This window comes from Polyangium jinanense, from assembly GCF_028435365.1.
In genome coordinates, this window is sequence record NZ_JAGTJJ010000012.1 from 199,601 (window position 1) to 211,491 (window position 11,891).

An 11,891-nucleotide genomic window follows, 5' to 3' on the forward strand; every position below is an offset into this window, starting at 1 on the left:
AGAGTCTTCTCGACAGGATCGGGGGCGCGCCTGTGTCTCCGCATTCCTTTTCGATGTGGAGGCACCCCAGGATGTCCTCGAACCGCGTTCGTCCGCGCCTCGCCCTCGTGGTGCTGGCGTTTTTCGCCCTGGTTTGTCCGGGGCTGCTCACCGCATGTCGTGAACCGGAGCGCCCGCTCCTGCCACGATCCCAGACCTGGGCCGAGCTCAGGACGGTCCGTCGCGACGTGCTCGTCGCGCCGCCCGGTGAGCCGGAACGCCCACCGTACCCACGAGAACGGCTCGTGGACGGCGAGGTGGTGCGGGTGCAGCAAAACGGGCTCGCGTGGCTCCGGCGGGACGGAGGCGCGACGCTGCTCGTCCGCGGGCCCGCTGAGCTCGTCGTCCACGCCGATGTGATCGACATCAAGCACGGGCGCGTCTTCGTGGATACGCCTGCGACGATCACGACCGAGCTCAAGACGCCGACCGGGCCGCTGCACCTCGCGCACGTGCGCGCGAGCATCGATGTGGCCCAGAAGGACGGCGCGTCGGACGTGTATGTGCTCGCCGGCGAGGTGCGCACGGACGGTTCGGCGCGCGCGACGGCCGGCGAGCGGCTCACGCTCGAGCCGCACAAGGGTGAGCCCACGGCGAAGACGTCGCCGGTGCTGACGTGGGAGGACTGGACGGGCGGCCTCGCGACAACGGATCGTTCGGCCGAACCTTCGCCGTACGGCGTGGGCACGGTGGGCGCGCGTCGGCCGGGTGAGCAAGGCGCGCCGCGCTTCCCGCTCGCGATCCAGAGGCTCGACGTGCGCGTGTCGATCCAGGACGACTTCGCGATCACCGAGGTCGACGAGCTTTTCTTCAACCCGAGCTCGGCGACGGTCGAAGGTGTGTACCGCTTCCGCACGCCCGCGGGCGCGACGCTGCACAAGTTCGGCGTGGATCGCGACGGCGTGGTGTTCTGGGGGTACGTCAAGGAGAAGCAGGCCGCCGCGGCGCAGTACCAGGCGAACGTCTACGAGGGCAGCAAGGAAGATCCGGCGCTGCTCGAGTGGGAGGCGCCGGGCGTGTACAAGGCGCGGCTCTACCCGATTTTGCCCGGACAATCGCGGCGCGTCGTGGTGCGGTACGCCGAGTGGCTCGGGCGCACGGGGGCGCGCGGAGAGCGACGGCTCTACGTGTACCCGATGGCGGCCGAGGGCGCCGAGGGGTCCTTGCCGCACATCGAGGAGCTGACGGCGACGATCGATCTCGCGCGGGCCGGCGCGCGCGAGGTGCGCACGGGCATGAGCGGCGTGCGCGAGGGCGGGACGATCAGGGTGCGCGCGCAGGACTTCGTGCCGAGGGCCGATCTCGCGATCGAGCTCTTCGACGACGGCCTCGTCGCGCCGCGCGGCTACACGGCGCCGCACACGATGGATCTCGAGACAGTGCAGCCTTCGGAGCGCGCGCACGCGATGGAACGCGCGAAGACGGAGGCCGACTACGTGATCGTGCCGGTGCGATCCGCCGACGTTCCGATCGCGAAGGGCGGGCTCGATCTGGCGATCGTGATCGACACGTCGGCCGCGACGGACGCGCCCTCGCTCGCGATCGCGCGGGCGACGACGGCGGCCTTGCTCGCGCACCTCGGCAAGGACGATCGGGTGGGCGTATTCGGCGGGGATACGTCGCTCGTGCCGGTCGTGCCGGGCAAGGACGGGCTCGCGCCGATCGACGAGGCGGGGCGGCGCGAGGTGCTCGCGCGGATGTCGCGGATCGAGCGAGGCGGCGCGACGGATCTCGGGGCGATGTTGAGCCAGGCCGCGGCGCTGCTCGATCCTTCGCGGCGTGGCGCGGTGGTGTACGTCGGCGACGGCGCGCCCACGGTCGGCGAGCTCCGGCTGCAGGAACTGCGGGATCGGATGGCGAAGCTGCCGCGGCCGGTGCGGATGTTCGGCGTGGGCGTGGGCGACGACGCGGACATGGCGCTTCTCGAAGGTCTCGCGCGGGGCGGTTTCGCCGAGCGCGTGGCCGACGCGAACGCCGCGGCGCGCGTGGCGCTTCGCTTGCTCGAGCATGCCGAGCGGCCGGTTTGGCTGGGCGCGCAGGTGGATCTCGGGCCCACGGTGGAGCGGATTTTCCCGCGAGATCTCGGCGCGCTCGTGGCGGACGAGAGCATCGCGGTGATCGGCCGCGTGACGGCTGCGGGTTTGCCGACGTCGGTGGCGCTGACGGGGCCTGCAGGTACGGTCCGGACAAACCTTCAGGTGACGCGGATCGAGGACGAGGGGGATCTGCGGCGTCGCTGGGCGGAAGGGCGCCTCCTGCAGATGATGGTCGAGGCGACGGGGCGCGCGGCGATGGTCGATCTCGGATCGCGTCACGCGATCATCACGCCGGTCACGTCGCTCTACGTGCCGACGAAGAACGAGATGACGCCGGAGGAGCGCGCCGAGCTCGAGCGCAAGAAGGGCATGGCGCGGAGCCTCGTGGAGACGAAGCGCCGGATGATGTGGACGCCGATCATCAAGGCGGACGTCGACGACGAAGAAGAAGAGGCGAACGGAGTCGCGGCCGCGGAGGTCGCTGCCGCGCCGAACGGCGACAACAAGGAAGGTGGTACGGGCACGCGGGCGAAGGGCGAAGAAGGCTCCATGGGCAGCGGCCCGGTTCGCTCGTCGGGCAACCGCTACGGCGTGCAAGGGCCCGCGGACAACGCCGATCCGCACATCGCGCGGCAACAAGCGCTGCGCGACGCGGCCGAGTTCGGGATGATCGGCATGCTGAATACGGGCGCGGGCGGCGATCCGAACGCGCCCACGGCGCCGTGGGGCCGCGACGATTCGCTCGGGAGTGATGGTCTCGCCGCGAATGGCAACCAGTGGGGCAGCACGATCGGCGACGCGTACGGCGCCGGCGGCCTCGGGCTCTCGGGCCTTGCTGAAGGCGGCGGCGGACGAGGCGAAGGCATCGGGCTCGGTTCCATCGGGACGATCGGGCAAGGCGCGGGCACGGGCACGGGGCAAGGGTTCGGCTCGGGGCACGGGCGGCTCGGCGGCACGCACAAGAGCGCGCCGCCGAAGATCATGGAGGCCCCGATCGCGATGCCGAGCGCCGCGGCGACGGCCTCGCCGGCGGCGCCTCCGCGTCCACCGCAGGCCGCGCCGTCGCTGCCGCAGGGGTTCACGAAGCAGTCGAACGCTCCGGGGGATCCGCTCGCGGGCGGGGACCTGAGTGGCAAGGCGTCCGCAGGCGAGGACAAGCCCGACGAGGCCCAGAAGCCCACGGACAAAGCCAAGCGCGTCGCCGGATCGACGGGCACGACGATCGTGGTGCACGTGGGCGACGTGCCGCATCAGGCGTCGCCGTGCAGCGGCGCCGCGCTCGTGCCGTTCGAGGAGCGCGTGGGCCTGTGGCGCGAGCGGTTCGGTCGCGTCGCGGGGAACGCGCAGGGCGTGCGCTCGGTTTATCGCGCCGCGCTCTCCGCGTGCGAGGCGCCGACGTGGCGCGAGAGGTCGAAGCTCGTGTCGCTCATGCTCGACGCGATGCCGTCGATCGCCGCGAAGGTGACGCTCTGGCGCGTGATGTTCACGGACCTCGGCGTGGCCGACGCGCTCTACCGCGGGATCCTCGCGCGCGTGCGCACCGCGCAGGAGATGCGCGAGCTTCACGCCGCGCTCGGCCTGAAGTCGATGGATCCGGGCCTGCTCGAGAAGCTCATCAAGGACACGAAGTCGCCCGACGAGCGGGTGAAGAAGCTGCGGGAGCTCGTGGCGCAGTGGCCGGACGATTTCGCGCTCGCGCTGCGGCTGCTCGACATGCTGGAGGACGCGTCGGACGACGCGGGCGCGCGTGAGCTCGGCCGGACGCTCAGGTCGAGGCCCGACGCGGACGCGCGGGTGCGGACCGCGGTCGGCGAGCTGTACTTGCGCCGCGCAGCGAAGGAGACCGACGCGGGCAAGAAGGCCGCGTACGAGGCCGAGGCGCGAAGGTCGTTCGGCGAGATCGTGGAGTTTGCCCCCGACGATCCGGTCGCGCGGCGCAGGCTCGGCGATCTTTTGAGGGCCCACGGTTGGTACGCGGACGCGGCGCGGCAGTACGAGACGCTGGCGCGGCTCGCGCCCGACGACACGAGCGTCTCGCTGCTGCTCGCGGCGGCCGCCGAGGGCATGGGCAAGCTCGAAGAGGCCATCAAGTGGACCGAGAAGGGCGGCGCAGCGGGCGCGCCCGACGCGGAGCAGAGCCCGGCCGTGACGGCGCGCGCGTTCGCCGCGACGTACCTCGCGTGGGGCCGTCTCCTCGCGCAGAAGAACGGCAAGAAGGACGAGGAACAGACGCTGCGCGCGCGGCTCCTGCGGGTGATCTCGACCGAACGCGCGGCCGGCAAGGCGCCGCGCGGGGCGCGCGTGTTGCTGACGTGGTCGCACCCCGAGTTCCATCCGTCGCTCTGGACGAACGGGCTCGGCACGCAGATGCCGGCACCCGAGGGCGACGTGACGCTGGGGATCGCGCAGGCGCTCCTCCCGATGCGTCCGGACGCACGCGTGGAGGTGCGGCTCGAAGGCGAGGACGTGGAGCATGCCGCGCGCCTCGGCGCGGAAGCGATCCTGACGATCGTGTTCGACGAGGGGGAGGACGGCGAGACCATCGTGAAGCAAACGATCCGCTTCGCGCGCGGCGGCAAGCCGGTGCGGGCGTTCGCCATCTCGAAGGGTGAGGCCCGGGAGGTCGAGCCGTGAGCGACGAGCGACGAGAAGAGCAAGACGTGAAGGGCACGCCCTCCGAGGAAGCGACCCTGGCGGCCGGAGAGGCATCCGTTCGTCCCGAAGAACCCACGACCAGCGCGGAGGAAAACGCGAGCGCGAGCGAAAGCGGAGACGAAAGCGCGAGCGCAGGCGGCAGCGGAAGCGGAGGCGGTAGCGACAGCGGTGGCGGAGGCGGGAGCGACGGCGGAAGCGACGACGACGATGATGACGACGATGGCGACGACGAGCCGGCGGCCGCCGTGCCCGAGCCTCCGCGCGTGAACGAGCGCCGTATCGTCGTGGTCACGCGTGGCGACAAACTCGACACGGCCGAATGGCTACCCGTGAGTGATCCGCGCGCGCAGGAGCAGATCCGGCGGACGCCATCGACGCCCCTGCCGCCCGAAGGCGGGACCATCCCGCCCGCGCTCTTCGCGATCGTGAGCTCGATCGTGGTCATCCTCGTGACCGTCATGCTCCTGCGCGGGCAAGGCGAACGGAAGCCGAGCCAGCCGCTCGTGCCGACCGTGGCCGATCTGCAGGCGGTGCACGCGTCGGTAACCGCCGCGGGCGTGCCCGTGCACAAGACGCGGCGGCTTTCCGAGGGGGATGTCGTCAAGACCGACGCCGACGGTCGGGCGCGCCTGCGCCTCGACGACGGCACGGGCCTCGTGCTGGATCGATCGACGAGCCTGCGCATCACGCAGAAGGGCGTGGCGCTCGAGCACGGGCGCATCTTCGTGCAGGGTGCGCTCGGCGCGCGGACCGAGATCGAGCTCGGCGAGGCCACGGGCATCGTGAGCGGCGCGAACACCGGCATCGAGCGCTCGCGCGAGCGCCCCTCGAGCGCGAAGCTCTACGCGGCGACCGAGGAGATCACGGTGCGCGCGGGCGGCGCCGAGAAGACGGTGCGCGCGGGCGAGACGGCCACGGTGGACGGCAGCAAGGTCGAGGTCGCGCCCGAGCGCGGCTACGACGACTGGACGGGCGGCATGGCCGCGCCGTGGGGCGCGAAGGGCGCGCCGCGCAGGGCCGTCGGTGAGCTCTGGGGTCGGCCGGAGGGTCGGCAGGACAACCCCGGCGACGCCGGCTCGCCGCTCACGATCCGCGCGCACGACGTCGAGGCGACGGTCGCGCGCGAGCTCGCCGAGACCGAGGTGCGGACGACGTTCTTCAACGCCGGCAGCACGTACGTGACCGGCGACTATCGCCTGGCGATCCCGCCGGGCGCGATCGTGGCGCGGTTCGCCTCGGTCCGCATTGGCAACCCGAACGAGGGACACATCGCGCTCGCCACGCGTGATCTACGCGGCCCCGGGAGCGGAAGCTCGAGCGGCGAGGTGCTCGAGTGGGCCGGCGAAGGCTGGGTCCGCGCGACGATTCCGAGCATCTCGCCCGGCGCGACGGTGCAGGTGATCGTCCGGTACGTCGAGTGGCTCTCGCCGCGGCCGAAGGGCGATGGGACCTGGGTCGTGCAGTACCGCTATCCGATGGTCTCGGATGCCGCGCCCCCGCTCATCGGCGAGTTCTCCGCGAAGATCGACGCGACGCAGTCGAGCCCGAAGTCGATCGGCGCGGGACTCGGCGCGCGCGTGACGGGCAGCACCGTCGAGCTGCGGCGGCCCGATTATCGGCCGACCGCGGACCTCGTGGTGGACGTGGCGATCGAGCCTTCGTCGTCGCCCGCGCGGCTCTTCGTGGCGCCGCCGTTCGAGGGCGACGACGATGATCCGGCTTCGACGATCCTCGTGCGCACCGAGGTGCCCGAGGCGCGCGCCGAGGACGGGGTGACGCTCGCGCTCGTGCTCGACGTCTCGTCGAGCGTGGAGCCGGCGCTGCTCGACGCGGAGCGCGCGCTCGTCGACGCGGTGCTCTCGGGCCTGGGAGCGCGGGACAAGGTGGTCGTGCTGGCCGCCGATCAAACGGTGCGTCCGATCGGACCGCCCACGATCGGGCCGGTGGACGAGGCGCGCCGCAAGGCGATCCGCGAGGCGCTCGGGCAGATCTCGACGGGCGGTGCGACGGATCTCGGCCGTGCCCTCGAAGTCGGCGCGGACGCGCTGCCGGTCGACGCGCCCGCCGGCATGGTGATCTACGTGGGCGACGGCTGGCCGACCGTTGGAGATCCAACGGTCGATCGAATCCAGGCGCGGCTCGCGCGCCGACAGGGTGGGGCGCCGCGCCTCGGCGCTGTGGGCGTCGGGCCGCTCGTGAACCGTTTCGCCCTCGCGAGCCTGGTGCGCGGCTCGGGGCCGCTGCTCGAGATCGCGGACACGACGGACGCCGCGCGTGTCGCGACCGAGCTCATCGCCGAGGCGCTGCAGCCCGCGGTGGCGGGCGTCGAGATCGTGTTCGGGACCGAGGTCGATCGCATCTACCCGCGCTCGGCGCGGGCGATCACGGCCGGCGAGACGGTCTTCGCGGTGGGCCGCGTGCGGGGCGATCCGCCTCGCTCGATCACGCTGCGCTACCGCGACGCGCGCGGCGTGCACGAGGAGAAGCGGCCCGTCGTCGTGGAGCGCGCGTTCCGCGAGCAGGACGTGGCCCGGCGCTGGGCCGCGGCGCGTGTCGAGGAGATCGCGCTGAAGGGCAAGGGGCGGGAGGCCGCGACCGACGTGGCCTTGCGCGCCGGCCTGCTCACGCCGTGGACCGGCTTCGTGATCGGCGGCCCGCGCGTCTACACGCCGACGCTCTTGCAGACGCGCATCCTCGATCTCTCGGCCGGGCCCGAGTCCGGCTTCTCCGCGGCGTTCGCCACGCCGCGCGCGGCGGCCGGGACGCTGATGAACGTCCCGCAGGAGACCGAGTCGGCCGAGGACAAGGACGACGAGGCCGCCTACAAGGCCGCGGTGGCCGAGGCCGCAGCGAGGCTGCTCGACGAGGCCGGCCCCTCGGTGCGGGCGTGCCGCGACTCGCGCGCGGCGCTCCGGCCCGAGCTCTCGGGCAAGCTCGAAGTGAACTTCTCGATCGACGGCGACGGCCGCGCCGAGAAGGTCCGCGTGAAGGGCGTGTCAGGCGCGGACGACGACGCGCTCGACCGCTGCGTCGAGGTCGTGGTGCGTGGGATGATCTTCCCTGCGAGCGGGCTCACCGTGTCGATCGACGTGACGCGCACGCTCGGCTTGCCGCCGCCGCGCGCGACGCTGCGGGGCCGCAAGTGCTCGCCGACCTCGTTCCTGCCGCTGCCGCTCCGCCGCGGCGTGTGGCGCGAGCGGCTCGACCGCGGCCAGGCCGACGTGGTGTACGTCGAAGCGAAGCAGTCGTGCGAGCTGCCCACGTGGACCGATCGTCGTGCGCTGCTCGAGCTCATCCTCGTGAATGAGCCGAACGGCCTTGCGCGCGTGGGCGTCGCCGGGAAGCTCGAGCTGCTCGGCGAGAGTGACGCGGCCGCGCTGCTGCGGCGCGAAGCGATCCGTCGCGCGCAGAGCCCCGAGGAGCTCTTTGCCATCAAGCGCGAGCTCGTGGGCAGTGAGCGCTACCCCGTGGGCACGTTCCGCAAGCAGTACCGCGCGGCGAACGATGACAAGGGGCGGCTCGCGGTCGTGCGCCGTTTCCTCGGGATCGCGCCGCACGATGCGCGGCTTCGGCGCCGGCTCTTCGCGCTGCTCGAAGCGCTCGACATGAAGGCCGAGCTCTCCGAGGAGATCCGCCGCGCCCGCCGCGATCCCTTCGCGGATGCGGGCCTGCTCGCGGACGCGGCGTCCGCGCTCCTGCGCATCGGCGACGAGGCGGAGGCGCGCCGGACGTTCGGCGAGCTCTCCGAGCGCGCCCCGCGGGACCCGTGGGCACGCGCCTTCCTCGGCGATCGCCTGCGCAACGAGGGTTTTTTCGACGACGCGTCGCTCGCCTACGCCGTGCTCGAAGAGCTCGTCCCCGAGGAGCCCGCGGCCGTCATTCGTTTTGCGCTCGCGCATGCGGGCGCGGGCCGGCTCGACATCGCGCACCGCATGCTCGCGCGTGTCACGCAGACGGGCGGTCGCGCGGGTGACGAGACGCTCGGCAGGCTCGCGGGCTACCTCGCGCACGTCCTGCTCGCCGAGGGCCGTGGTCGCCAAGGGCTCGCGGAGTCGGACACGGATCGCCTCGCGCGGGCCTCGCTCGAGCTCCCGTATCCGAACGCGGCCGTGGTCGCGCTCGTCCGCGCGCCTGCGGGCGCCCTCGCCCTCGACGTGAAGCTCCTGCGCGACAAGGCCGCCGACCCCCTCGGCCCCGACGTCGTCGCGGCGGGCGTGGGCCTCTACGCGCTCCGTTTTGGCCTCGCGGAGAAATCGCCGATCTCCTTGCAGCTCGCGCGCCCCGAAGAGCTCGCGCCCGCGCGCGCCACGAAGGTTCGCGTCGATGCGCTCGTGCCCGACGGCGACGGCAAGCCGCCGAAGCTCGTTTCAATCGACGTCGAGCTCCCGCCGACCGGCAAGCCCGTGACACTCCGCTGGACGGGCAGCGCGTTCACGTCTGGCTGATCGATGCGTCGAACGGCGGCGGATCCTGGGGTCCGCCGCTTGACGTCGCTGCCTCGGATCGGTTGTACTTTTCCACCTGGACGTTCCGAAGCGAACGTATCTCCTCAAAAACCCAAATCATTTCGGTGAATTCACCCTGCCCGGCCGGGGCCTCCGTGGCGCCGGGGCGGCGGCGTACGCCGGATGATTTGTGCCCCAACAGTCTCGAAGGCGGGGTTCGTCCCCGGAGGCTTCTCGTATGTCGAATCGATCGATCGCGCGTGCCGCGCACCTCGTGGTGCTCGCGCTCGCGCTCGCCCTCGTGGCCCTCGTGCCACGCGCCGCGCGCGCGGCGACGAATGTCACGGGCGGCAACGTCATCAACCAGACGTGGACCCCTGCAGGCAGCCCGTACATCGTCTCGGGCGACGTCACCGTGCCTGAAGGCGCGTTCTTGACCATCCAGGCCGGCACCGTCGTGCAGTTCGCGAACGGCGACGCCCAGGCCGCGGGCCTCGACTCGGCGCGCACCGAGATCACCGCCAAGGGCCAGCTCAACGTGAACGGCACGGCGGCGAGCCCCGTGACCTTCGCGGCGCAGAGCGGCTCGGGCGCGGGCATCTGGTACGGCATCGTCGTCGAGTCGACGGGCGTCGCGACGATCGCCAACGCGACGATGACGAACGCGAGTTACGCGATTCGATCGAGCGCGACGGCCATGGGCCTCGCGGTCTCGAACACGGTCATCAACAGCTCGACGTACGGCGCCTACCTCGAAGCCGGGACGCCGACGCTCACGAATGTCGAGGCGAACGGCGGCTCGTACGGCTTCTACGTCACGGGCGCGACGTCCGCGACCGTCTCGGGTTGCGCGGCGAAGAACAACTCGAGCGCGGGCATCTACGTGGTGCCGTCGAGCGGGACGACGACGAACAGCTTCGCGGGCTGCCTGGTGCAGGGGAGCGGCACGTACGGTGTGCGCACGGGCGCGAGCTCCGGTGCGACGTCGACGGTGAACGTCACGGACAGCACGCTCCACGGCAACGGCACGTACGGCGTGTACGTGTTCGCGGCGACGGGCGGCTCGACGACGGTGAACGTGAAGAGCTCCAACGTGACGGGCCTGGCGTCGAGCCCGCAGCAGTACGGCATCTACCGTGTGACGGCCAACGGCACGACGGCAGTGACGACGACGTACTCGAACGTGTGGGGCAGCTCGAGCGCCGACTACAGCAGCGCGGCGGCGGGTACGGGGTGTTTTTCGGCAAACCCGCTGTACGTGTCGGTCCCGACGAACATGCGGCTGACGTCGAACTCGCCGTCACGCTTCGCGGGTGACGCGGGCGGTGATCTCGGGCCGCTCGACTACACGAACGACGCGACGCCCGGCTACCACGGGACGTTGTGGGTCAACACGACGCTGACCCTCGCGGGGTCGCCGTACACGCTCGCGGGCGACATGACGGTGGGACCGAGCGCGAAGCTCACGATCGAGCCTGGCGTGGTGGTGAACTTCTCGAACGGCGACCTCATGGGGTCGGGCGACGACACGGCGCGCGGCGAGATCCGGGTGAACGGCACGCTGGACGCGCTCGGCACGAGTGCTTCGCCGATCACGCTGCGCGCGACCACGGTGGGCGCGGGCAACTGGTACGGCGTCGTGGTCCCGTCGACGTCGAAGGGCGCGACGCTGACGAACGTGAACCTGCAGTACGGCTCGTACGCGGTGCGCTCCGCGGCCAACGGCTCGCTTCTTTCGCTCACGAACGTGGCGAGCGACTCGTCGACGTACGGCGTCTACCTCGAAGCCGGCACGCCGACGCTCACCAACGTCACCGCGAACAACGGCTCGTACGGCTTCTACGTCACGGGCGCGACGTCCGCGACCGTCTCGGGTTGCACGTCGAAGAACAACACGAGCGCGGGCATCTACGTGGTGCCGTCGAGCGGGATCACGACGAACAGCTTCACGGGCTGCCTGGTGCAGGGGAGCGGCACGTACGGCGTGCGCACGGGCGCGAGCTCCGGTGCGACGTCGACGGTGAACATCACGGACAGCACGCTCCACGGCAACGGCACGTACGGCGTGTACGTGTTCGCGGCGACGGGCGGCTCGACGACGGTGAACGTGAAGAGTTCCAACGTGACGGGCCTGGCGTCGAGCCCGCAGCAGTACGGCATCTACCGTGTGACGGCCAACGGCACGACGGCGGTGACGACGACGTACTCGAACGTGTGGGGCAGTTCGAGCGCCGACTACAGCAGCGCGGCGGCGGGTACGGGGTGTTTTTCGGCAAACCCGCTGTACGTGTCGGTCCCGACGAACATGCGGCTGACGTCGAACTCGCCGTCGCGCTTCGCGGGTGACGCGGGCGGTGATCTCGGGCCGCTCGACTACACGAACGACGCGACGCCCGGCTACCACGGGACGTTGTGGGTCAACACGACGCTCACGCTGGCGGGTTCGCCCTACACGATCGCGGGCGACATGACGGTGGGACCGAGCGCGAAGCTCACGATCGAGCCTGGCGTGGTGGTGAACTTCTCGAACGGCGACCTCATGGGGTCGGGCGACGACACGGCGCGCGGCGAGATCCGGGTGAACGGCACGCTGGACGCGCTCGGCACGAGTGCTTCGCCGATCACGCTGCGCGCGACGACGGTGGGCACGGGCAACTGGTACGGCGTCGTGGTCCCGTCGACGTCGAAGGGCGCGACGCTGACGAACGTGAACCTG

At 71.6% G+C, this 11,891-nt stretch carries 3 protein-coding genes; all 3 read left to right on the forward strand.

Annotated features, from left to right (window positions below):
* Positions 1–71: 71 nt before the first annotated feature.
* The gene (locus KEG57_RS22520) at positions 72–4,709 is read left to right on the forward strand and encodes a VIT domain-containing protein (protein ID WP_272421104.1); all 4,638 of its coding nucleotides are present in this window, start codon (positions 72–74) and stop codon (positions 4,707–4,709) included.
* Positions 4,706–9,175: a VWA domain-containing protein gene (locus tag KEG57_RS22525; RefSeq protein ID WP_272421105.1), complete on the forward strand. Its 4,470-nt coding sequence runs from the start codon at positions 4,706–4,708 to the stop codon at positions 9,173–9,175. The genes KEG57_RS22520 and KEG57_RS22525 overlap by 4 nt, the downstream gene beginning before the upstream one ends.
* Positions 9,176–9,413: 238 nt before the next feature.
* A partial coding sequence (locus tag KEG57_RS22530) for a beta strand repeat-containing protein (RefSeq protein ID WP_272458791.1) occupies positions 9,414–11,891 on the forward strand: 2,478 nt, incomplete at its 3' end.

Excerpts from the sequence above, each read along its gene's own strand:
- KEG57_RS22520 (WP_272421104.1), top strand. The coding sequence starts at position 72 with ATGTCCTCGAACCGCGTTCGTCCGCGCCTCGCCCTCGTGGTGCTGGCG.